This is a genomic window from Limosilactobacillus gorillae, from assembly GCF_001293735.1.
GTDB lineage: Bacteria > Bacillota > Bacilli > Lactobacillales > Lactobacillaceae > Limosilactobacillus > Limosilactobacillus gorillae.
The window spans coordinates 21,192-43,637 of sequence record NZ_BCAH01000035.1 but is presented as its reverse complement, the minus strand read 5'-3'; the positions used below and the strand labels follow the sequence as shown (position 1 = coordinate 43,637).

At 47.0% G+C, this 22,446-nt stretch carries 18 protein-coding genes and 1 tRNA gene; 12 read left to right on the top strand and 7 right to left on the bottom strand.

Annotated elements, in window-relative coordinates:
• Positions 1-225: 225 nt before the first annotated feature.
• The 8 genes from rpsN to AOQ57_RS06675 all read left to right on the top strand — a co-directional run bounded on the left by rpsN (position 226) and on the right by AOQ57_RS06675 (position 8,484).
• Positions 226-495: a 30S ribosomal protein S14 gene (gene rpsN / locus AOQ57_RS06710; protein ID WP_093626439.1), complete on the top strand. Its 270-nt coding sequence runs from the start codon at positions 226-228 to the stop codon at positions 493-495.
• A gap of 94 nt (positions 496-589) precedes the next feature.
• Positions 590-1,900 (top strand): PTS transporter subunit EIIC, encoded by a 1,311-nt coding sequence (locus tag AOQ57_RS06705; RefSeq protein WP_093626437.1) that lies wholly within the window; start codon positions 590-592, stop codon positions 1,898-1,900.
• Positions 1,893-2,786 carry an alpha/beta hydrolase gene (locus tag AOQ57_RS06700; protein ID WP_093626435.1) on the top strand — a complete coding sequence of 298 codons (894 nt, stop codon included), beginning with the start codon at positions 1,893-1,895 and terminating at the stop codon, positions 2,784-2,786. Before AOQ57_RS06705 ends, AOQ57_RS06700 begins: the two co-directional genes overlap by 8 nt.
• Positions 2,787-2,807: 21 nt before the next feature.
• On the top strand, positions 2,808-4,220 hold the full coding sequence (locus AOQ57_RS06695; RefSeq protein ID WP_093626433.1) for a C69 family dipeptidase: 1,413 nt from the start codon (positions 2,808-2,810) through the stop codon (positions 4,218-4,220).
• Positions 4,221-4,346: 126 nt separating this feature from the next.
• Complete coding sequence (locus AOQ57_RS06690) at positions 4,347-6,209, top strand: monovalent cation:proton antiporter family protein (RefSeq protein ID WP_093626431.1); 1,863 nt, start codon at positions 4,347-4,349, stop codon at positions 6,207-6,209.
• A 65-nt stretch (positions 6,210-6,274) separates the two neighbouring features.
• Positions 6,275-6,460 (top strand): 2-hydroxymuconate tautomerase, encoded by a 186-nt coding sequence (thmT, locus tag AOQ57_RS06685; RefSeq protein WP_093626429.1) that lies wholly within the window; start codon positions 6,275-6,277, stop codon positions 6,458-6,460.
• A gap of 63 nt (positions 6,461-6,523) precedes the next feature.
• Positions 6,524-8,038: a glycerol kinase GlpK gene (gene glpK, locus AOQ57_RS06680; RefSeq protein WP_093626427.1), complete on the top strand. Its 1,515-nt coding sequence runs from the start codon at positions 6,524-6,526 to the stop codon at positions 8,036-8,038.
• Between the two features lie 8 nt (positions 8,039-8,046).
• Positions 8,047-8,484, top strand: coding sequence for a hypothetical protein (locus AOQ57_RS06675; protein ID WP_235789025.1), 438 nt, complete (start codon positions 8,047-8,049; stop codon positions 8,482-8,484).
• A gap of 97 nt (positions 8,485-8,581) precedes the next feature.
• Here the strand turns inward: AOQ57_RS06675 and AOQ57_RS06670 are convergent, their stop codons facing one another.
• Positions 8,582-10,612: a KUP/HAK/KT family potassium transporter gene (locus AOQ57_RS06670; RefSeq protein WP_093626423.1), complete on the bottom strand. Its 2,031-nt coding sequence runs from the start codon at positions 10,610-10,612 to the stop codon at positions 8,582-8,584.
• A 235-nt stretch (positions 10,613-10,847) separates the two neighbouring features.
• Here AOQ57_RS06670 and AOQ57_RS06665 point away from each other — a divergent pair, with 235 nt between their 5' ends.
• Positions 10,848-13,745: a YfhO family protein gene (locus AOQ57_RS06665; protein ID WP_093626421.1), complete on the top strand. Its 2,898-nt coding sequence runs from the start codon at positions 10,848-10,850 to the stop codon at positions 13,743-13,745.
• A 179-nt stretch (positions 13,746-13,924) separates the two neighbouring features.
• On the opposite strand, the gene AOQ57_RS06660 is transcribed toward AOQ57_RS06665, so the two are convergent.
• Entirely contained in the window at positions 13,925-15,304 is a 1,380-nt protein-coding gene (locus AOQ57_RS06660; RefSeq protein ID WP_093626443.1) for a DHA2 family efflux MFS transporter permease subunit, read from the bottom strand.
• Between the two features lie 301 nt (positions 15,305-15,605).
• Here AOQ57_RS06660 and AOQ57_RS06655 point away from each other — a divergent pair, with 301 nt between their 5' ends.
• Positions 15,606-16,463 carry an alpha/beta hydrolase gene (locus AOQ57_RS06655; protein WP_093626419.1) on the top strand — a complete coding sequence of 286 codons (858 nt, stop codon included), beginning with the start codon at positions 15,606-15,608 and terminating at the stop codon, positions 16,461-16,463.
• A gap of 66 nt (positions 16,464-16,529) precedes the next feature.
• Here the strand turns inward: AOQ57_RS06655 and AOQ57_RS06650 are convergent, their stop codons facing one another.
• From AOQ57_RS06650 to AOQ57_RS06640, 3 genes are all read right to left on the bottom strand, one after another.
• Positions 16,530-17,390: an NmrA family NAD(P)-binding protein gene (locus AOQ57_RS06650; RefSeq protein WP_093626417.1), complete on the bottom strand. Its 861-nt coding sequence runs from the start codon at positions 17,388-17,390 to the stop codon at positions 16,530-16,532.
• A gap of 53 nt (positions 17,391-17,443) precedes the next feature.
• Complete coding sequence (locus AOQ57_RS06645; RefSeq protein WP_093626415.1) at positions 17,444-18,256, bottom strand: Cof-type HAD-IIB family hydrolase; 813 nt, start codon at positions 18,254-18,256, stop codon at positions 17,444-17,446.
• A gap of 58 nt (positions 18,257-18,314) precedes the next feature.
• Positions 18,315-18,386, bottom strand: a tRNA-Gln gene (locus AOQ57_RS06640).
• A 181-nt stretch (positions 18,387-18,567) separates the two neighbouring features.
• On the opposite strand from AOQ57_RS06640, the gene AOQ57_RS06635 reads away from it, so the two are divergent.
• Positions 18,568-20,058, top strand: coding sequence for a peptide MFS transporter (locus tag AOQ57_RS06635; protein WP_093626414.1), 1,491 nt, complete (start codon positions 18,568-18,570; stop codon positions 20,056-20,058).
• A 179-nt stretch (positions 20,059-20,237) separates the two neighbouring features.
• On the opposite strand, the gene AOQ57_RS06630 is transcribed toward AOQ57_RS06635, so the two are convergent.
• Complete coding sequence (locus AOQ57_RS06630; protein ID WP_093626412.1) at positions 20,238-21,221, bottom strand: polyprenyl synthetase family protein; 984 nt, start codon at positions 21,219-21,221, stop codon at positions 20,238-20,240.
• 84 nt (positions 21,222-21,305) lie between these two features.
• Here AOQ57_RS06630 and AOQ57_RS06625 point away from each other — a divergent pair, with 84 nt between their 5' ends.
• A complete protein-coding gene (locus AOQ57_RS06625; RefSeq protein WP_093626410.1) occupies positions 21,306-22,205 on the top strand; it encodes a prenyltransferase in 900 nt (299 codons plus the stop codon).
• Between the two features lie 66 nt (positions 22,206-22,271).
• On the opposite strand, the gene AOQ57_RS06620 is transcribed toward AOQ57_RS06625, so the two are convergent.
• Positions 22,272-22,436, bottom strand: a complete 165-nt coding sequence (locus tag AOQ57_RS06620) for a FeoB-associated Cys-rich membrane protein (protein ID WP_093626408.1) — start codon at positions 22,434-22,436, stop codon at positions 22,272-22,274.
• Positions 22,437-22,446 lie beyond the last annotated feature (10 nt).

Genomic DNA, 22,446 nt, shown 5'->3' with positions numbered 1-22,446 from the left:
TTCGGTGCGTAGTTGACCATAAAAGCAATGTTTGACAGTATCAGACTAATTGCCAATATCCCAAGTAAAAGCGGCTTAGCTAGGGTGAGGGTAGTTCAATAAGAAAAGATTAATGCGAGGGGAAAAACTTGCATTTTCCCAGGTAAACAGTAATAATTACTATTTGAATAGACTCGTAAATGGAAAAGTAAGTGTACAAAAGAACTCTAGCTAAGGAGGAAATGAATGGCTAAAAAATCAAAAATTGCAAAGTTACAACACCAACAAGCAATGGTCGCTAAGTATGCGGCTAAGCGGCAAGCATTAAAGGAAGCAGGGGATTACATTGGTTTGTCTAAGCTCCCGCCAAATTCTAGCCCGGTTCGCCTGCATAATCGGGACCAGTACGATGGGCGTCCGCATGCATACATGCGTAAGTTCGGCATGTCGCGATTGACCTTCCGCGAGTTAGCTCACAAAGGGCAGTTGCCGGGCGTTAAGAAGGCTAGCTGGTAAGTAAGAGGGGGCGTGGCAGTTTTGTCACGCCCCCTCTTATTGCGTTCTGGCAGTGGTATAATTGGATGAATGAGTCTGCTATGGAGGATCAAATATGATTGATACCGTTGTTTCAAAAACGGTTCGTTATCGCCAATTTTCCTTTATTCGAGTTGTGCGACGAACGCTAGCCCTTATTTTCCCGCTTGCTTTGGTGGGAGTGATTGCCCAAGTATTATCTACCGTTCTCTTTTCCGATAATGGTTATCTGTATAATGTTTTTTCTGTTGGTGATTGGATGCCCAAAGTGGTGATGGTAGTGGCACAAAATGCTCTCCTAGCCTTATCACAGGTCACAATTGGGATGCTGACCGTATACGCATCCTACGGGGCTGCCCGTTATACGGCTCAGCTATATCAAATAGACGATCAAATCCCAGGGATCACCGGGTTGGTCACCAGCCTCTTATTATCGGTTCGCTACTCTCAGCGAGGGGTGAGTTTTGATCAAAATATGATGAACTATGGGTCGCTGTTGGGAGGCCTAATTGTGGGGTACCTAATTGGTCAAACCTTTCGTTGGTTAGTAAAAAAAGAGGCACTAAAACCCGGACGGTCCCGTCATACGGTTGACGTGGAAAATCGAGTGGCAGTCTGTGTACGTCCAATTCTAGTGATCTTAATGACGGCGCTCACTTTAAATATCATCTTAAACCTTATTTCATACTATTCATCCTACACTCAAGCAGCGGCTATCTTACAAAGCCTTAGCTCTGGGGAGACACCTTTTTGGCTCAAGATGGTGGTGGTTTGCTTTACGACCCTATTAGAATGGTTAGGGATTGTTGGTTCGTATAATTTTCAGCCAGGAATGGACAGTACGGCGGCAACTGCTAACCTTAACTACGCTTTTGCTCATCACACGGCCTATGGGGTTCCGTATCCCTACCTAGGCTCATCACTGTATAATTCATTCGCTAATTTTGGTGGAACCGGGATCGCCCTTGCTCTTTTGTTGGCATTAGCGATTGTGGCGAGGAGCAATAATAAGCAACGGATGGTACGGGTAAACTTCTTGCCAGTCCTATTTAACGGGAACACGGGCTTGATGATTGGATTGCCAGTCATCTTAAATCCGCTCTATCTCTTGCCAGCGGTTTTTTTACCCCTAATTAATCTGTTGATTGCGGCCTTTGCGATCTTTATCCACTTAATTCCAACTCCGGTTTATTGGATTCCAGATGGGACGCCGGGCCCGCTAGTTGCTTTTGTAGGGACTAACGGGAGCGTGGTGACCCTTTTGTTTACATTGGCCCTTTTAGCTTTTGATGTCTGGGCCTTTTTGCCCTTTGTCCGACTCTCTCTAGCTGTCGAGGAGCGAATTCACAGTTTAGATGCAAAGGGGGAACAGACCGATAATGTTTAAATTGACTAATCGCCAGCAACGGCGGAGCCTATGGGTGCTCTTGGTGGGATTGTTCATCTTGGTGGTCCTGTTGATTCCCACGTCAAATTGGGTTAAAAGTAGTACTAAAGAACAGGCTGCTCAGTACAATTCCCGGTTATCACCAGTCATTATGATCCCGGGATCTTCAGCGACGAAGAACCGTTTTGACACCTTAGTTAAGCTCTTAAATCAAGAAAGTGCTAAAAAACACTCCTTGCTTAAGGTTGAGGTTTATAACTCCGGTAAGGTCAGCTACACGGGGAAAATTCGCCGGGGAGATATGGAACCAATTATCGTAGTTGCCTTTGAAAATAACCATGACGGCTACTCAAACATCAAAAAACAGGCTAAAATGTTTAATGTAGCCTTTGAACAACTGGTTGAGACTTATAAGTTTAATAATTTTAAGGCCTTTGGGCATTCTAACGGGGGACTTATTTGGACACTATGGCTGGAAAAGTATTTCAACCAAGATAACGGGGTGAGAATTAAAACCTTAATGACGTTGGGGACCCCTTATAACTTCTCGGAAAAGTCAGCCACTAATAAGACTCAAATGCTCAGTGACCTAATTGCAGGACGGGATAAAATTCCTAATTATTTGACGGTCCTATCCGTGATGGGGACAAAAACCTATAATTCTGACGGGCTGGTTCCAGAGGGGAGCGTGGAGGCTGGTAAGTACATCTACCAAAAAGTGGTCAAACACTTCACGATGATGACTGTAACGGGAACCGACGCCCAGCACTCTGACCTACCCCAAAATCAGCAGATTGTCAGTCTGATTAGGGCATACCTCCTAAATCAGGACAACAATCAAAGGGGAAACCAGAATAATCGTAAGGTCCAATCAAGTAACAATTAATCATAAAAGAAGGATGATGTGATGATGAAGAAACTTTCCGCTTGTACCAGTATTTTAGTCGGGAAGGGGGCCACAATTGATGGATCGATCATCATAGGGCGGAACGAAGATGCCAAGGCGGCTTGGCCAAAGCGAATTGAAATTCACCCCCGTGACAGTATGGATCACCTATTTATCTCTAAGGAAACTAAGCTAACCCTTCAACTACCCACTCATAGTGCCCAGTACATGGCTACTCCAGAGTGGAACGACAAGGATGGCCTATTTGAAGAAAATGGGATTAACGAATTTGATGTTGCAATGTCGGCGACAGAAAGTGCCTATACTAACGAATTGGTCTTAGGTTACGATCCCCTGGTGAAGAATGGTTTAAATGAAGAAGCCATGGTAACGGTGGTACTCCCTTACGTCAAAACCGCACGGGAAGGTGTGACGCGCCTTGGTCAATTGATCGCCGAACACGGAACCGGCGAAACCAATGGGGTCCTGTTTGCTGATAACGATGAGGCCTGGTACTTTGAAACGGGTGGCGGACACTATTGGGTGGCACAACGGATTCCTGACGATGCCTACGCCGTTGTCGGTAACCAGTTGGCAATTCAAGAGGTTGACTTTGATGATCCGGATAACTTCATGTTTCACCCGGGAATTCAGGATTTTGTAGCAACCAATCACTTAAACCCACACGATTCAGGTTTCAACTTCCGTGAGATTTTTGGGACTCGTGATCGCTCCGATGCGATTTACTCCACGCCCCGGGTTTGGTATGGACACCAGATGTTTTCAAAAACTCAGGCCCAAGATGAACATCCCGAAGATCAGAATCTGCCTTTTATCATCAGACCGGATCGTAAGTTAAGCATCTTGGATGCCCAACGCTACTTGGGGTCACACTACCAGGGAACGCCGTTCGATCCAGTTGGGCGGGGTAGTGATGAGGAAAAACACCGATACCGGCCAGTATCCCTGGCCAAGACCCAGGAGTCGCATCTTTTACAGATGAATCGTGCGGGGGCCAACATTCAATGGATTGCGATGGGGGTTACGGCCCAAAGTGTCTACGTACCATTCTTTGCCGGAATTGATGATGTACCAACCGCCTATAGACGTGGAAAATTACCTGCTCAGCGGAATGCTGCTTATTGGATTTTCAAGGAGGCAGGGGTTCTGGTCGATAGTCATTATCACGATTTCTTGCCCGACTTAGAAGAGGTTCAAAAGGAGCTAAACGTGAACGCCTTAAAGATGGTCGCCCAAGCGGATGCCCATTTAAAGGATTTAAAGACGCAAACGGAGCGGGTTGCTTATTTGACCCTCCAGAGCATGAATTTTGCAACGGACGCCTTAAATGCTTACCGGGATCTATCATTGAGGTTGCTGACAAAGATGACGGATTACAGCCCGTTAAACTTCAAGACCGACGAAAACTTGTAGTAAGTAAAGTAATAACCGGGAAAATATTTAAAGGGGATGGCTGGAGTGCCTGGTCATCTCCTCCTTTTGAGCGCCCGGTTTGATTTATAATGAATTTGGTAAATAGAGAAGGAGAAAAAGAAAGTTATGATATTGGCAACCGGAATGGCGGCGAGTCAGTCACTGTCAATGTTTATTGTGATCCTGGCGGCACTTGTTATTCCAATTATAATGGCCCGTTTTAAAATCACTGGTGTTCCAACAGCAGTCGCCGAAATTATAGTAGGAATAATCTTAGGCCAAAGCGGGCTCCGGTTAGTTAGTCCTACGACAAATTTAAACCTCCTCTCCTCTGTTGGGGTGATTATCCTGATGTTCTTGTCCGGGATGGAGATTGATTTTTCGCTCTTTCGCCCTCAGAGTGGCAAGCAAGCAGAGAAAACGATGTCACCAGTTAAGCTTGCAGTGGAGGCCTTTGTACTCAGTCTCGTGGTATCACTAGTCCTAGCGTGGGGATTAGCAAAGCTGGGACTTTTTAACGATATCTTCTTGGCAACCATCATCTTCACCACGACCGCCCTGGGAGTGGTAATCGCTACGCTCAAGGAAAAGGAGATTTTAAGCAAGCCGATTGGTCAAACGATTCTTTTAACGGCGGTGCTTGGTGAGATCATTCCCATGGTTCTTTTATCCGTCTATGCCTCAGTTATGGGTGGTGATGTAGCCCGAATTTGGTTGATCGTAATTCCGCTGGTTGTGGCAGTAATACTGTTACATCGGTTTCACCGTTACTTTGGTTGGTTCAAACGGATCACTAAGGACACGACCCAGCTGGATATCCGCTTAGCGGTCTTTTTGATCTTTACACTGGTCTTAGTTGCCGAGTCGGTAGGGGCCGAAAATATTTTAGGGGCCTTTTTAGCTGGGATGGTCATGAAATTGCTAGAACCGCATGAATCGACCCAGGATAAGCTAACTTCGATCGGTTATGGTTTCTTTATTCCGGTCTTCTTTATTATGACTGGAGCTAAGTTGAGTCTGCGTGAATTACTGGTTAATCCGCACGCTTTGATGTTGATCCCAATTCTTGTATTAGGCCTAGTGGTAGCCAAATTAGGGACTTTTATGGTTTACCGGCAAAGTTTTGATGGCCGGAATTCGTTTGCGGGAACCTTCTTGACCGTTACCACCATTACATTGGTTCTGCCTTCCCTAGAAGTGGCTAGAAACTTAAAAGCGATTAGCCAAACCCAGTCGGATGCCTTTGTTTTGGCAGCAGTGATCGTTTGTATCATTGCTCCGGTGGTCTTTAACAGTACCTTCCGACTGGCAAAGGAAGATCAGATTAAGCAACGGGTGGTTATCATTGGGGCTAACGTAATGACAGTGCCAATTGCCCAACAGCTAACGAAGGATTGGAACGATGTTCGGGTGGTTACCGATAGCCAAGAAAACTACCACACATACAACTCCGAATTAAAAGATATTTACTTCCTGGAAAAGATTGACCTAGATACCCTTCGTCAAGGAGGCTTTTTAAAAACTGACATCTTGGTGATTGGCCAGCGGCATGACGAACGAAATCGCCACCTCGCAATTGGGGCGAAAGAAGCAGGGGTTGAACGTGTGATCGTCAACCAAAGCTCCTTGCAAGTTGCTAACGAAGCTAAACAGGAACTTGAGCAGCAGGGGATTGAGGTTTTCAACACCTATAATGTTGAATCATCAGTCCTACGAGCCTTAATTGAGTCACCATCAATAATGCATATGCTAACAAGCACGGAAGCGGGGCTATTTGAAGTTAAACTTCAAAACCACCGTTACAGTGGAATTCAATTAATGGACATACCGATGATTGATCAAATTACGATCAGCCGGATCCGACGCAATGGGGCATGGTTAACTCCGCACGGGACAACGGTGATCGAGTACGGAGATCGGATTATCTTTACGGCCAAGGAATCGGCCGTGGTTAATCGGTTACGGGAAGAATTTTCACGAGCTAATTAAGGTCAATTGCCCGGCTAGGTTCGGGTGTGTTAAAATCAAAATAATTAATGAAGGAGGAATCGAGTATGCCATTAGTACACATCGATTTGATTGAGGGCCGGAACGAAGAACAGCTCAAAGGGTTGGTTAAGGACGTGACGGCGGCGATTGCAAAGAACGCCAACGTACCGGAAGAACGGGTGCACATCGTTTTAAACGAAATGCGTCCAGACCGTTACAGCGTTGCCGGCAGGATGGCTAGCGATAAGTAATCAACCGGGGGAGCCGTTTTAACGGCCCCCCTTTTACTTTCAATTAAGAAAGGATGAGCGAGCGTGAACGAACAGCAATACGTGATGGCAGTCGATGAGGGGACGACTTCAGCACGGGCAATCATTTTTGATCACGAGGGAAATGAGGTGGCAATTGCCCAAAAGGAATTCACCCAGTACTTTCCCCAGCCCGGGTGGGTAGAGCACGACGCTGAGGAAATATGGGATAGTGTTCAGTCAGTCATTTCAGAAGTGGTCATTAAGGCTCAGGTGAAACCCTACCGGATTGCGGCGATTGGAATTACTAACCAGCGGGAAACGACGGTCATTTGGGATCGCCATACTGGTAAGCCAATTGCCCACGCAGTTGTATGGCAATCAAAACAAACCGCCCCAATCGCGGAACAGCTGATTGAAGATGGTTACACCGATATGATCCATCAAAAAACAGGGTTGGTGATTGACTCCTACTTCTCGGCCACCAAGATTAAGTGGCTCCTAGATAACGTGCCGGGGGCAAGAAAGCGGGCTCAAAATGGCGACCTCCTTTTTGGGACACTTGATACCTGGCTGTTGTGGAACCTAACCAGTGGGCGGGTTCATGCCACTGACGTTACTAATGCCAGCCGAACCATGCTCTTTAACATTAATACCTTGGATTGGGATCAAGATATCTTGGACCTGTTAGAAATTCCCCGCCAGATGCTCCCGGAGGTTAAGCCCTCCTCGTACGTTTATGGATATACGGCTGATTATCACTTCTTTGGGGTGCAAGTACCTGTGGCTGGAATAGCCGGTGACCAGCAGGCAGCCCTAGTTGGTCAGGGAGCTTTTGAAAAGGGGAACGTCAAGAATACCTATGGGACGGGGGCCTTTACAGTAATGAATACTGGGGCCACCCCAATTCTTTCCCAGAATGGCCTCCTGACGACAATTGCCTACGGGATCGGTGATCAAGTCAATTACGCCTTGGAAGGATCAATTTTTGTGGCTGGGTCAGTCGTTCAGTGGCTAAGGGACGGCTTACAGCTCTTTAAATCGGCAAACGAGTCGGAACAGATGGCCATCGATGCCAAGACAACGGGTGGGGTCTACGTAGTTCCGTCTTTCACGGGCCTTGGGGCACCTTACTGGGACCAAGAGGTTCGTGGAGCAATGTTTGGCCTGACCCGGGGAAGCAAGCGAGAAAATATTGTACGGGCGGCTTTAGAAGCAATTGCTTACCAGACTAAGGATGTTGTCGATACGATGGTTAAAGATACTGGTCTGGCCTTAACGACCCTCGCTGTGGACGGGGGAGCTTCGAAAAATAACTTTATGATGCAGTTTCAAGCAGACCTTCTTCAAACCCCGATTGTTCGGGCGCAGATCAAAGAGACCACGGCGCTGGGAGCCGCCTTTTTAGCGGGTCTAGCGGTAAATTTCTGGGAGGACCAGGATGAGCTTTGTCAGCTAGCTAAAATGGGTGACCGTTTTGATCCGGTAATGAAACCAGCAGTGGCAGCTGCACACTATGCCGGTTGGCAACGGGCTGTTGAGGCCGTACGCTTCTTTAGCCACGGGGCTGGGGAAGATTAATGACTCCCATGACTTTAAAACGAGTTTTGGGCTTAGGTGACCGACTTCAAGCAGTGATCAAACAAAATCACCTTGATGGCCTGTTTGTAAATGAAAACTTCCTTTTGACGGTAGCGGCGAATTGGGAACCACTTTTGGTTAAGATGAAAAATGATAAGCGGGTACCTAAGTCGCAGCTTACTTACTGGCGGGGAGTGAGTTGGTGGATAGAACAGGTAGAAAGTCATCCGGAGTGGATACTGGAAATGGATCCATTCAAGTCCGTTAGGGCCCAGGAAAGGGCTTGTCAACAGATTTATAATCATCAAGCCAAGTTGAAAAATCATTGGCAAGGTGATGATCAAATTCGGTTACTTCAGCAAACTCTTAGTCAATTTAATCTTCAAACACAGTCAGTTGGCGAACTAGCGATGATTCACCAGTACTGGCACGCAACAGCTAACTGAAAAGGCCCTTAACAGCCGGTTTCTGACCGAATCTGCTAAGGGTCTTTTTGTAGATAGTAAGGGCAAGGTTCCTTATAGGGCGGTTGGTGTTTAAATGTTAGAATTCTTTTTGATCTTTGGGAGTAGTAGGGGTGCGGTGGTAGACAGCCCGCTGATTGACCATCGGGGCAGAACGCCGGTTTAAGAGGATTGGTACCTTCTCGACGGTTACTTGGGAAAATTCAAGTCCGAACCACTGAACTGGAGTGGTAGAGTGATTTTGGATGAAAATTCGTGCCCCAATTAGGAGATGTTGCCAGCCACGCAGTTGAATGTTGGCGGAGAGTTGATCCTGGATGATTACGAAGCGAAAATCACCGACTTGTCGGCCAGGGGTGGTAGTGTACTTTTGGGGCTGGGGATCAATGATTCCTTCACGTATCAAGTCATTGACCACTTGCCGCAGGTATAAAGAGACCTGATGGCTCATCTTAAAGCCAAGGTATAACTGGAGATTGACGATGTTACGGGTCCCCATCATATCCACGGTGTAGTAGTTTGTGTAAGGTTCGCCGGTGGTGTTAACCGTAACAAACCAGTACACTTTGGCCCGTTTAGGGGTCTTATCTAGAATTGAATATAAGACCTCGCGCTTGATGGCGCTGTGTTTCTTCACTTTGGTGAGCATGACAAGGTTAGAGATGTAAAGCGGAATGGATTCATCGTTGGTTAATTCTTGAAGGATGTCCTTGTAATCTTGTAAAGAGGTCCAAGCGGTTTCGCCATCCAGGAAGTCACGAAGTTTGTTACCAAAGTACCAGGCAACCATCAGGGCAACAATCACTAAGGTGATGAATAGGGTGACATACCCACCGTGGTCGAACTTGGTCAACGAAGAGATCAAGAAGATAACTTCAATGATCGCATACAGGCTGGCGAAAGAGAGAGCTAGCCAGTGAGAACGGTGGCTAACCAAATACTGGTATAACAGGAGGGTGGTCATTAGCATTGTGATGGTGATGGCCAAGCCATAGGCAGCCTCCATGTGTTCAGAGGTCCGAAAGTAAAATAGGACCAGGGTGGTGCAGGCGCATAAAAGCCAGTTGATGGTCCGAATGTAAATCTGGCCACGGGAAAGGGTCGGGTGGTTAATCGCCATCTTTGGTAATAGTTTTAACCCAATTGCCTCTTCAACCAGGGTAAAGGAGCCGGTGATCAAAGCCTGAGAGGCAATGATGGCTGCGATGGTGGCAATTACGACCCCGAACAAGTAGGCCCAGGATGGAAGCATTTCATAAAAGGGGTTGAAGGTTGTTCCAGTTCCCGTCAGGTGACCTAAGTTGTGGATTAAGTAAGCGCCCTGACCGAAGTAGTTGAGCGTTAGGGTTGAGAAGACAAAGGGCCAGGTTAAATAGATTGCTTGGCGCCCAACGTGGCCCATGTCAGAGTACAAGGCCTCAGCCCCTGTTGTTGCCAAAAAGACTGATCCAAGGATGAAGATACCAACTTTGTTTTCTGGAGAGAACAGGAGCATTAAGCCATAGTGGGGTGAAAGCGCCCGGAGGACCAGTGGTTCTTTAACTAGGTTAATAAGCCCAAAGACACCTAGAAAACTAAACCAGATTAGCATCAGGGGACCAAAGCCCTTTCCAATTAGGGCGGTTCCGAAGCGTTGAATCAAGAAGAGGGCCAATAAAATGGCGAAAGTAACCCAGATAACGGTTGTCTGGGTCTGGATCGGCGTGGTTGGACCAATGGCAACTCCTTTGAGGCCTTCGATAGCAGTAGTCACTGTCACGGCCGGAGTCAGCGTCCCGTCGGCTAGCAAGGCTGCCCCACCCAAGAGAGCGGGGTAGATTAGCCACCGACGTCGCTTGCGGACCAGGGCGTAGAGGGCGAAAATTCCCCCTTCACCATGATTATCAGCGTGCAGGGCGACGAGGACATACTTAATCGTGGTCATTAACATTAGGGTCCAAAAGACTAATGATAGGCAACCAATGACGTAATCCTCGCTGAGCTTATCGAGGCCGCCAGCATCATTGATCAAGGCAGTCATAACGTAGAGAGGTGATGTTCCAATGTCACCGTAAACGATTCCCAGCGTGATTAGACCCATTAGGGCGAGATTTTTCTTTCCTTGTTGCATGGCAGTTCCTTCCATTTCCCGGGAAATACCGGGGCATTTAGATGTTTATATTTTAATCCTTTTTATGATCACTGGTAAATTGAATAATCGTTGACGCGGTATAATAAACCTAAATTGATGCATGACGTTTTGGCACCCTCACTTTACTTATCTAATTTTTATAGAAGATTTACCAGCTGGCGGCGCGGATGCGGTAAAATGAAGGGGTTATAAATTTTTTAAAGTAGGTATTATCATGGATTTCAATTTTTACCGCCGGCCGCTGCGAGCCCTGTATTTTAAATATACCTTGCTCTTTTTAGTGCTTGCTCTGGCGATGTTTGGGGGGGATGCCGTTACCGGCCACACCCTAATTTGGAACACAGACGCTTTAAATCAGCACCTCCCGTTGATGGCTAAGTATCGGGAGCTGGTTATTCAATGGCTGCACCATCCATTTTCAAGTCACCAGTTCTGGTCCTGGCAAATGGGGGTGGGGACAGATACCTTCCAAGTTTATTCTTACTACACGATCGGGGATGTTTTTGCCTACTTGGCCCTACTATTTCCGGCAGCTAAGGTTTCCCTGGCCTACCAGATCATCATCGTTATTCGGATGTATTGTGTTGGATTAGCCTTTGTCTATTTTGCCCAACACTTTTCCTTCTCGGACCGAGTTATCCTGGGTGGGACCGCCGTTTACATGGTGAACTCCTACCTTTTGTACGCCGCCGTTGCCCAACCAATGTTCACAACCACCTTTATGCTATTTCCAATTCTAATCGTTCAGTTGGAACGGGTCTTAAAAGGGGGGAGCGCTTGGCCCTTAACAGGGGCCTTTGTCTGGATGTTAATTGCCAATTACTACCTAGCCTTTGTGGTTGGGGTGGGGACAATTATCTACCTCATCTTACGGGTCGTAACGCGTTACCGAACTAGCCTGGCGTATGGTAAGACCTTGCTAAAATTAGGTTTTGCCACTGTGTCCTCCTTGCTTGTCTCGGCAATTCTATTAATTCCGGAACTACTAGCGGTTCAAAACTCAACCCGGGCTGGAGCTGAATTTGCAAACGGTTTAAAGACCTACCCACTATATTATTACCTTTTTTTACCCAAGCAATTAATCAATGGGGACGATACGACCTTCATGTTCTGGTCGGCGCTAGGGTTGGCAGCGATTACCTTCTTGGCGATTGTCTACCTGTACACGCGCCCTCGAAAATACCCGCTCTTAGCAATTAGCCTTGGTTTGGCCTTGATCATGCTTTTGATCCCGGCCTGTGGGGCCTTTTTCAACGGGATGATGTCAGCCTCCAACCGATGGACGCTTTTGATCTACCTCCCGCTAGCAATGACGGTCTGCCTTTTACTCCAAAATGTTCCAACCCTGAGTCCCCACACCTTTCGCACACTGATGATCGCCACTGGGATCTACCTGATCGTCTTAGTGGCAACCTACTTTTTTAAAAACGATGATAACCTCTTTGTTCCGGTTATTTTCCTGCTGATTTCTCTGATGACTATTTCGTGGGCAATTGGGAAACCTCAGGAAGTAGCTGAGCGGTGGCTCTTTGGCGTTATCTTATTAAATGTCTGCTTCAATGCCCTTTACGCGGCACTTCCTTATAACGGCGGGTTTGCAAACGATATGCTGACTCGTGGCCAATACCAGGCGATTACCAGCCAGCGCTACGGGAACTTAGATCAAAACCTTACTAAGAAGTCCTTTTATCGGGTTAACACGATTTCTAATAACGACATTATTGACTCACTGAAGATGTATAATGATTTAACTAGTGGCCTAAACGCTGTTAAGTCCTATTACTCGCTTCAAAACAAGTATCTTGGGGCGTTTTCGCGTTCTTTAGGCAACGTTCAGTATCAATCTAATATTCCGCTCAACCAACTTGATGACCGGACGGTCTTAAATAACTTCTTCGGTGTTAAGTACCTCTTTGTACAGTCGAATGGTGATAATGCCGAAAAGATTCCTGCCGGCTATACGTTAGATAAGACGTCTGATCCAATTATCAATTACGATCAGGGTCAACCAAGCAACGCCCAGACGACGGATGATTTAACAACCATTCAAACCAGCCGCTACAAAACTAAAAACGCCTTCCCCCTCTTGTACTGGCAGGACACCGCTATTAAGCAGTCGACTTATCAAAACTTAACGGCGACCCAAAAAGAACGTGCCCTGGCGTCCGGGGTAGTGGTTGCTGGTAACCAATCAGCCATTCGCGGATTAAAAACGGCCGATCTAAGCGGCCAGGTAAAGAAGATTACTGCCGTTCTGATGTCTAACCGGTTAACGCCAACGGACAGTAAGAAACTGGTACAAACTGACCCGGCTGAAACCTACCGATTGACCTTTCCGAATCTAACGCAAAAGGCTGTCAAGAAGGCGACTCAGGGAAGTGAATTGCACGTTGATTTTACCTCCATCAAGTTCAGTCCCTTCAGCATGAAGAAAGAATTGGATCTTGAGGCGGCTCACGACCAGTACATGCTAACTAACCCAGGGGCAACGTACAACGCTAAGTTCGCCCGCTACCAGAATTGGCGTAAACTAGTCTTAACAGGGGCGCCAGATAAGTCCTTTACGATTACGTTAACCTCGCCAAAGGGGCAAGAAGAACTTACCCAACCTAAGCAATCAATCTTATCCTTCTTCAAGTTGGTTAATAATGGAACGCTTAACCTAGGCTACTTTAGCGGGAACTTGCCAAAAAGTGTGGGTTTAACCTTAAGTAAGTTGGGAGTCTACCGGTTAAAGTACACGGTTGAGGCCGAACAACTTGGCCGTGATTACGACCAACAGGTCAAAACCATTCAAAAACACGCCTTGAATAATTTGCACTTTAGTACTAACCAAGTTTCCGGAACGATCACAACGACGCGGACCGGGATCTTAACTTCATCAATTCCATACTCCAGCGGCTGGCGCGCCATGGTTGATGGGCACCCAGTTAAACTCTTACGGACCAATCAGGCCTTCTTAGGGCTACGTTTACCCGCTGGTCATCACCGGGTTGTCCTACGTTACCATGTCCCGGGTCTGGCCTTGGGGGCTAAGGTTAGTCTAGTGGGAATCTTATTGACCTTAGTAGCAGCCGTGGGGACGCTGGTTACTAACCGCCGGCGGCGATAAAATAAAGGGAGTTCCCAATTCTGAACGTTTCTGAAAACCCCCATAGTTGGGCAAAAGCTCAACTATGGGGGTTTTATTATGATTATAGGCTATTGGATATGTTATTAACTAGCGTACTAAGTGCTTTTAGCGTAAAAATCAGGTAAGAATACCTAATCCGATTAGCTGTTACTAGTTACCTATTTACCCATTTTATCAAGTTTAATTGCATGGCCTTCTTGGTGTCCCTTAAGCTGAGAAGAGATAATCAGGGCGATGATAATTAAGGCAATCGTGAAGTAAAAGCCGGTGTGAGCCCCTGCCGTAAAGCGGGCAGCCGCCGAACCGGTCGCCGTTGTCCGGCCTAGCTCTAAGAAGGAGGTGGCTAAGGCCGTTGTAAGTGCACCGATAACTTGTTGTATGGTATTTAAGATTGTCGACCCATCACCAGCTTCCCGACCAGCCAAGGAGTTTAAGGCTGCGGTTTGGGAAGGAGACATGGCAAGCGGAGCCCCAATCATCAAGATTACATGAGCAGCAATGATGTAAGCAACACTGGCAGTATCAGAGGCCGTGGCCAGCATGATTGCCCCAATCAGGGCGATGATAAAGCCGATGATTGCCGGGCGCTTTGCACCAATATTATCATAAAGCCGGCCGGCAATTGCAGAGGTTGCGGCGTTGATAATTCCCCCTGGTAGCATAATGATCCCAGTTAGGGCAACGGCGATACCGACCCCATTTTGGATGTATTGCGGCATCAGGTACATGGCTGAAAGGATAATGGCAAAGTCAAGCATTACCAACAGGGTGGCAACAGTGAAATCCTTATTCTTTAAGACACGGAGGTTTAAGATTGGAACTTCCAGAGTAAGCTGACGCCGGATGTATAACCCTAAGACAACAATCCCAACTAGTAGGCTAACGATCACTTGCCAGCTAGCCCAGCCAAAGCGACTTGATAGGCTGGCGCCGGCAACAATTCCAGAAAAACCGATGATTGATTCGATAATTGATAGGACGTCGACCTTGGGCTTGCTGATGCGGCCAACGTTTTCTAGTTCCATAATAGCAAAGATCAGGGCGATTACGAGGACGGGGATGAAGGACCAGAAGATCCACCGCCAAGATGAAAATCCGAGGATCAACCCGGTCAAAGTTGGTCCAATTGCTGGGGCGAACATGATCACAAGGGCCATCACTCCGTTAACGGCCCCTAACTTTTCTGGTGGGAAAATTTGCATGGCAACGGCAAACATTAGCGGTAGGATCAAGCCGGTCCCAATTCCTTGAATAACCCGGCCAGTTAAAAGGAGGGCGAAGTTTGGCGCCATAGCAGACAGGGCGCTACCGACGATAAAGTCAACCAGGGCAAAGATGATGATCTGCCGGGTTGTAAACCACTTGGAGATAATTGAAGACAGTGGCATGATGATCCCGATAATTAGCATGTAACCCGTCACTAACCACTGGAGAGTGGCCGTCGACATATTAAAGGCAACGCCCAGTTTGGGGAGGGCGATATTTAAGGATGTTTCTGAAAACATCCCCACGAAGGCTCCCAATAACATGGAGACCATCGCTAACTTCGGGTGGCGGACCCGGGCGAGTGAGGCATGACGTTCATGACTGGTTCTCGCTTGTGTGTTTTCCATAAGTATTTCAACTCCCTTTCTTAATTCAACAATTGATTACATTACCATAATTTTTTTAGCCTCGTAAGTTAGAATTGTCTCATTTTTGGATAAAAAGTTATGCATTAGTTGAATTAAAGCAAGGTCAAAGAAGGTATTTTACGAAAAAAGAACCAGTATCTATAATGTAAAAAACCATTGGAGATAGTTAAAAGGGAACGCCCTAACCAAAATGGAGGAAAGTGGAATGAAGAAAAAGCAAACGCAAACGCTAAGTTGGGGAGTTGTACTGGGAATCATCATCGTATTTAGTGTTATCTTGGGGGTGGGCAGCTGGGGACATGCCCGGCAGAATCAGGATAAGTATGTTCAGTCGACAACACCGACCTTGTTTTTCCACGGGTATGGATCTAGTGCCAATGCTGAAGACCATATGGCCCAGGCTGCTAAGCAGGCTGGGGTAACCAAAACGATCATTCGGGCCAACGTTACGAAGAATGGGACGGTTAATCTGGTTGGAACGATTAAGAACGGAGCCATTAATCCGATTGTAGAGGTCAATTTTGCCGACAACCGAAACCATGATTATCAAGTGGCCGCCCGCTACGCTAGAAACGTGGTTGTTGCCCTACAAAAGAAGTATGGATTCAAGAAGATGAACCTGGTTGGGCACTCGATGGGAAACATGGCAATTACCTTTTACCTTGTGAACAACGCCGAAGACAAACAGCTGCCTCAGCTCCAAAAACAGGTCGCGATTGCTGGGCATTTTGATGGCATCATCGGCTATGATCAGCCGGCGGGACTTTCGGTGGCCGCTCAAACCGGTCAACCTAACAGGATGACCACTAGCTACAGGGAATTATTAAAGCTACGTAATGTCTACCCTAAACAAGCAGCCGTGTTAAATCTTTATGGCGATACTGGCAAGGGTAGTGATGGTCGGGTCACCAATAAGTCTAGCCAGACCCTAAAATACTTGGTTAAAGACCGGGCCAAGTCTTACCAAGAACATCGCTTCACCGGTAAGCAGGCTCAACACTCCAAGCTACATAGCAACACCCAGGTTGATCGAATATTGATCAACTTCCTGTGGGCTAAATAGTTGAATCAGCAAAGAGCCCCCCTTGAAAGCACTTTAAAGTGTCTCCAAGAGGGGGCGTCTCAATTGTTAAGGGTGGTAGTTATTCATTAGAAAGTCCGCCATGGAAGTTGGGGCGTGGCCGGTGATCTTGACGAAGTCATTGCTAACGCCACTGAGCAGGCCCATTGCCCCAGCCTGGTACATGGAGGCAAGTTCGTTACCATCGCCTTCATCATGGTAAATATGGGCAAATTCAGCTAGGCTGACGGGCTGGTAGCCGATGGTTTTTCGGGTGATCGTCGTCATAATCTTAGCTAATTCAGACATGGATAAAGCTTGGTTCTGGGTTAATAAATAGGTTTGACCGTGATCACGCAAGGCGGGGGTCATTGCCACCTTGGCGATTGCTTCGGCCGAGTTTTCCTGGGAAATAAAAGCTAGTTTCTGATTGCCGACGGGGTAAATAATGTTTTGGCGCTCAATCAGCTCAGGTAGATATGATACTAATGGGTCGGCGTACAGAGCATTCTTAACGATGGCGTAGTTGAGGCCACTACCAGCCAGGCGGGCGGGTAAGTAGGCGTAAAAGGGCGCCATCCGAAAGGGATTATTAGCTTGATCGGCGAAAAAGGAGACTGCTACTAAGTTGGACACGTGAGCCTTTTGCATGGCAGTTAGCAGGTTTTCCAGTTCGGTGACTCGGTCAATTAGATTGTAAGTTAAAGATGGTACGTAGATAACCAGGTCGCTATCACCAAGGGCGGGTACTAAGGTCGGGGGAATCTGGTAATCAAGGTGGGCCACTTGATAGCCTGCTTCCTTGAGACCCCGGGCTTTGGTGACGGTGTGTGCTCCAATTCGGATTTGATTGGGCATCAAAAAACGATTTAACTGATTGATAATCCGCCGGCCAAGGTGGCCAGTGGCACCAGTAACGGTTGCAAGCATAGAAATCCCTCCTTCATGTTACTTTAATTCTAACATAACGGCGGGCGTAGTGTTTAGTTGTTATCTAAGTAACTTTCCAGGACGTCGAGTACCCCGTCGTGATTATTGTCGAGTGGGGTGCGGTGGTTGGCTGCGGCAATCGCAGCTGGTCCGGCGTTCTGCATGGCGTAGCCGAACTTAGCTAGTTTTAGCATCTCCACATCGTTACCTCCGTCACCAAAGGCGATTAGGTTGTCGCCTGTCAGTCCCCAGCTGTTTAAGAGATCGGAAAGGGCGGTCGCTTTGTTAATCCCGGGGACGGTGATATCTACTGATCCGTTACCGCTTGGTGTAATTCGGACCAGGGATCCGAACCGTTCGTTTACAGCTGCCAGTTGTTGGTCAATTTGTTTTGCATCCAGCAGAAAAGAAAGCTGGTAATAGTTATCTTCTGGCAGGTCTTGATAATCAGTCACTAAAACGTGATTGGGAAAGTAAAACTTTTGTCGTGCAAGGATTGTTTTATCAAGTCCGGCGTAGATGTAGCCGTGCTTAGTCCCAGACAGGGAGGGGGTTAAGTTCAGATCCTGGCATAAAAAGGCAATTACGTCTCTTGCAGTATCTGGGTTTACCGTCTTTTCAACCAGGGACTTTCCTTGACTAACAAGATGAGCACCATTTTCAGAAACGAAGGTGAGGTGCTCCATGGTAGCTGGAAAGTAGTTAGCTAGGCATTCGTACTGATTGCCGGATGCAACGATCATCTTGACCCCGCGTTCCTCAAAGGCGGTTAAGAGGCGTTCGAAACGAATTCGATCATAGCTTTTATCATCTCGGACGAAGGTTGCGTCAATGTCAAAGGCGATTGCTTGAAAAGGTAGTGTCATCGAAAATCCTCCTTACTTGGTACAAAAAAGGCGGCCACTCAAGGTGACCGCCATCTCATTGGGCTAGCTGGGTTCGAACCAGCGCATGACGGTACCAAAAACCGTTGCCTTACCACTTGGCTATAGCCCAATCAAAACTGCCTATTAAGTGTACCGATAATTTGAGAAAAAGGCAAGGGAAAATTAGAAAAAAGTTGATGATTATCCTCGGGATTTCGTCCAATTAAGGGCGTTCTCTTGACCCGCCATACAATAGTTGTATAATTGATACTATTGTCGATAATTATACAAGAGATGGGAGAATTTTTTTAATGAATCAACAAACGGATACGGCCTTCTTTGGCCAACCGCGGGGGCTTTCGACCCTCTTCTTCACCGTTATGTGGGAACGCTTTTCCTACTACGGAATGCGGGCAATCCTGTTATTCTACATGTACTACGCTGTTACTAAGGGGGGGCTGGGGATTGACCAGGCCACTGCCGCCTCAATTATGTCCATCTACGGGTCACTGGTTTACATTTCAACGATCGTTGGGGGCTGGTTAGCCGACCGGGTTTGGGGGACGCGGCGGACCGTCTTCATCGGTGGATTCTTGATCATGTTAGGCCACATTTGCCTTTCCCTCCCCTTTGGGGTAAAAGCTTTATATGGTTCCATTTTCTTCATTGTGATTGGATCTGGACTTTTAAACCCAGCATCTTCATCAATGGTTGGGGACCTGTACCAGGAAAACGACCGACGCCGTGATGCCGGCTTTTCAATGTTTGTCTTCGGAATCAACCTGGGAGCGGTTGTGGCACCATGGGCAGTTCCGTGGGCCGCAAATGGCTTTGGTTTTCACCTCTTTGGGGCTGAGCAAAACTTCCATGCCGGCTTTGCCCTGGCTGCGATCGGGATGTTCTTTGGCCTGGTCCAATACATTTGGGACGGTAATAAGTACCTTCCGGAAACGAGTCTTACCCCGGATGATCCACTAACGCCACGAGAAAAGAAGACGGTTAGTTTTTGGGCGGCCATGATTGTGATTGCCCTGGCCATTGTCTTGGGGATTATGGCGCTGTTGCACGGCTTAAATATTGATAACATCATTAACTTAATTACTGTGGTTGCTATCGCTATGCCAGTTGTGTACTTTGTGATGATGCTCCGCTCTAATAAGGTAACTAAGTTAGAACGTAAGCGGGTTGTGGCCTACATTCCGCTCTTTATTGCGGCGGCTATTTTCTGGGGAATTGAAGAATCGGGTTCAGTTGTCTTAGCTCTTTTTGCTGAGCAGCGGACCATCCTTCATATTGGGGGCTGGCACTTTGCCGCCGCTAACTTTCAGACACTTAACCCGCTCTTCATCATGCTGTTGACGCCGGTCTTCGTCTTCTTGTGGGATAACTGGAAGAAGCAACCTAGCTCACCAGGGAAGTTTGCCTGGGCCCTTATTTTTGCCGGTTTTTCCTACGTTTGGATGGCAATTCCAGGGATGCTGTTTGGAACGGCGGGCCGAGTATCACCGCTATGGTTGGTTGGCTCCTGGTTCCTAGTAGAGATCGGTGAAATGCTAAACTCACCAATTGGACTTTCTGTAACGACTAAGTTGGCTCCTAAGGCCTTTAAGTCCCAGATGATGAGTCTGTGGTACATGGCTGATTCAGTGGGACAGGCGGTTAATGCTCAGATTGTTAAGTACTATTCTTCCGCAACCGAAGTCCCGTACTTCATTGTTATCGGGTTAGTTTCGATTATCTTTGGAATTATTTTGATGTTCTTTGTTAAACGGATCCACGCTTTAATGAGTGGTATCGACTAATACAATTAACTTAGGGCTGTGACTTACGCGTCACAGCCCTTTTTTATCTAAAATATTGTGGAAATGGGTTTAGATGACATTGTTCGAATTGCGGAAGGGAAGCGTCCCTTATACCCAGAACGTGTATTGTAAAAAATTCCCCCTCACTTGCGGTATTTTCGCAGGTAAGGGGGATCTGGTTAGGAGTTTCGTTTCAAAAGGTGCTTACATAATTTATTAAGGGCCTGTTGCGAGGAACCGGCTGGAAGGCGGTTAATTTTTTCTTCAGCCTTCTTAGTAAAGGCGGTGGCCAGTTGTCGAGCCTGATCTACTCCACCAATATTAACAACTAGTTCTCGGACTCGTTCCATGTCGGAAAGGGTCATCTGCCGCCCCTTGTTGAGTAGGGGCGTTAGTTCGGTAGGGTCTGTTTTTAAGGCTAGTAGCAGCGGTAAGGAGTAAACGCCAGTGGCAAGGTCCTCTAAGACCGGCTTGTTCAGCCGGTCCCCACTTGAGTAGTCGAGGATATCGTCCAAAATTTGAAAGGCAATCCCGACGTTTTGGCCAATTTGCTTGGCCAGGGTGACGGTTCTTTGATCAGCACCACCAAAATGGGCGCCTTCACTGGCAGCTAGTGAAAACAGAGCGGCTGTTTTACCGTTGACGTTGCGTAAGTAGGCGAGGAGGGACTGGTTTTGCTTAAAACGGTCAGCCATTTGACCGAGCTCTCCGCGTAGAATCCGATGCATCACCTTGGCGTTGATGGTTAAAAAGGGAGTTCCCTCGGTGGTAGTGGTGATTAGGTCAAAGAAGATCGTAAAGAGGTAGTCACCTGAATAGACAGCAACGTCCTTGCCAAATTTAGCCTGGATGCTGACCCGTCCCCGGCGCTTGGGAGAATCATCAATGATATCATCGTGGATCAGGGTGGCCATGTGGAGGACTTCAATTGAGGTGGCCAATTTAATTAATGGCGGACGCTTTTCTTCAGTGGGTTGACCGTTCAAAGAGGCAAAGAGCCAGAAGAAAGCGGGGCGTAAAAATTTTCCCCCGTTGGTTGCCATCTGTTGAAGGGCGCCTTCCAATTGACCATCGCGGGTTTTAATTTTAGCTTCCATTAAATTACTAACGCTAAGGAGCGCCTGCTTTAAAGCGGGATTGTATGGAAAGTATGTTTGTTTCATCGTTAAATTTCCTTTAAGGTTTATACTATCTATTGTACCCTAAACTAGGGATTGAATAAATAAGGGAAAGGGTGGACTTATTTAATGTCTATCAAAGTATTTTTGGAACTAGTTGAGATCAAGGCTAAGACCGCCAGTGTCTTGCCATTCTTGTTGGGACTTTGTTTGGCGGCCTACCACTATCATACCGTTCAACCGGGATTGGCAATCCTATTTTTTGTTGCGATGCTTTTATTTAACATGTCGGTTGATATGTTAGATAACTATCACGACTATGTGCATGCCGTTGATACGGAGGACTACCAGCAAAATACCAACATTATTGGTCGAGAGAACTTATCACCAAAACTGATCTTGGGGATGCTAGTGGCCTTAGTGGTGGTAGCTGCCTTAATCGGGGTTTACCTGGTCACCCAACTAGGATTACCCCTCCTATGGTTAGGGGTCTTTTGCTTTGCAATTGGTTTTTTGTACTCGTCAGGGCCCTTCCCACTGTCGGGACTACCGGTTGGCGAGTTCTTCTCGGGTTTCACGATGGGCTTTATGATCACCCTAATTTCGGTATATGTCAACACGGGAGCCAGCTTTACTTTGTCCTGGACTAACCTGGGGATTGTCTTTTTAGTTGCTCTCCCCGATGAGCTGTGGATTTCAAACCTCTTATTAGCTAATAACATCTGTGATGAACAAGAAGATGAGGATAATCACCGCCACACGATTGTACACTTTATCGGCAAGAAGTGGGCCTTGGTAGCCTACGCTGTAAAAAACACCATTGCTTTCTTAGCCATTATCTTAGCAGCAATTTGGCACCTGACGCCGTGGACGGTCTTGCTGACCCTTCTAATTATTCCGTTTGTGGTCAAACAGACCAAGATACTATTTGAAAAGCAAATTAAAAAAGAAACCTTCCCATCTGCCATACGGATCCTATTGATCGGCTCCCTGGTTCAGGTGGTCACTTTTGCGATTGGTCTAATCTAAATTGGTTAACGCCAATTAAAAGCCGGGGTGGAAAATCCATCCCGGCTTTTAAAGTTAGCAAGGTGTTTAGTGAAGGCTTTTTTGCTTGAGGACTTGTTTTTTGACCGCACAGTCATAATCGCAAGCTGCACACTTTCCCTTTTTGGCCCGCTTGAAGACCTTGACTAGCTGCCAGAAGGCGAGTGCGACGATGAGCAAGATAATAACGGTGTTGGTGATTAAGCTAATCATAAGGGACTCC

Bases quoted from the DNA above. Each gene is read 5' to 3' on its own strand.
- rpsN (WP_093626439.1), top strand. From the start codon at position 226: ATGGCTAAAAAATCAAAAATTGCAAAGTTACAACACCAACAAGCAATG.
- AOQ57_RS06705 (WP_093626437.1), top strand. From the start codon at position 590: ATGATTGATACCGTTGTTTCAAAAACGGTTCGTTATCGCCAATTTTCC.
- AOQ57_RS06700 (WP_093626435.1), top strand. From the start codon at position 1,893: ATGTTTAAATTGACTAATCGCCAGCAACGGCGGAGCCTATGGGTGCTC.
- AOQ57_RS06695 (WP_093626433.1), top strand. From the start codon at position 2,808: ATGATGAAGAAACTTTCCGCTTGTACCAGTATTTTAGTCGGGAAGGGG.
- AOQ57_RS06690 (WP_093626431.1), top strand. From the start codon at position 4,347: ATGATATTGGCAACCGGAATGGCGGCGAGTCAGTCACTGTCAATGTTT.
- thmT (WP_093626429.1), top strand. From the start codon at position 6,275: ATGCCATTAGTACACATCGATTTGATTGAGGGCCGGAACGAAGAACAG.
- AOQ57_RS06675 (WP_235789025.1), top strand. From the start codon at position 8,047: ATGACTTTAAAACGAGTTTTGGGCTTAGGTGACCGACTTCAAGCAGTG.
- AOQ57_RS06670 (WP_093626423.1), bottom strand. From the start codon at position 10,612: ATGCAACAAGGAAAGAAAAATCTCGCCCTAATGGGTCTAATCACGCTG.
- AOQ57_RS06665 (WP_093626421.1), top strand. From the start codon at position 10,848: ATGGATTTCAATTTTTACCGCCGGCCGCTGCGAGCCCTGTATTTTAAA.
- AOQ57_RS06660 (WP_093626443.1), bottom strand. From the start codon at position 15,304: ATGGTCTCCATGTTATTGGGAGCCTTCGTGGGGATGTTTTCAGAAACA.
- AOQ57_RS06655 (WP_093626419.1), top strand. From the start codon at position 15,606: ATGAAGAAAAAGCAAACGCAAACGCTAAGTTGGGGAGTTGTACTGGGA.
- AOQ57_RS06650 (WP_093626417.1), bottom strand. From the start codon at position 17,390: ATGCTTGCAACCGTTACTGGTGCCACTGGCCACCTTGGCCGGCGGATT.
- AOQ57_RS06645 (WP_093626415.1), bottom strand. From the start codon at position 18,256: ATGACACTACCTTTTCAAGCAATCGCCTTTGACATTGACGCAACCTTC.
- AOQ57_RS06635 (WP_093626414.1), top strand. From the start codon at position 18,568: ATGAATCAACAAACGGATACGGCCTTCTTTGGCCAACCGCGGGGGCTT.
- AOQ57_RS06630 (WP_093626412.1), bottom strand. From the start codon at position 21,221: ATGAAACAAACATACTTTCCATACAATCCCGCTTTAAAGCAGGCGCTC.
- AOQ57_RS06625 (WP_093626410.1), top strand. From the start codon at position 21,306: ATGTCTATCAAAGTATTTTTGGAACTAGTTGAGATCAAGGCTAAGACC.
- AOQ57_RS06620 (WP_093626408.1), bottom strand. From the start codon at position 22,436: ATGATTAGCTTAATCACCAACACCGTTATTATCTTGCTCATCGTCGCA.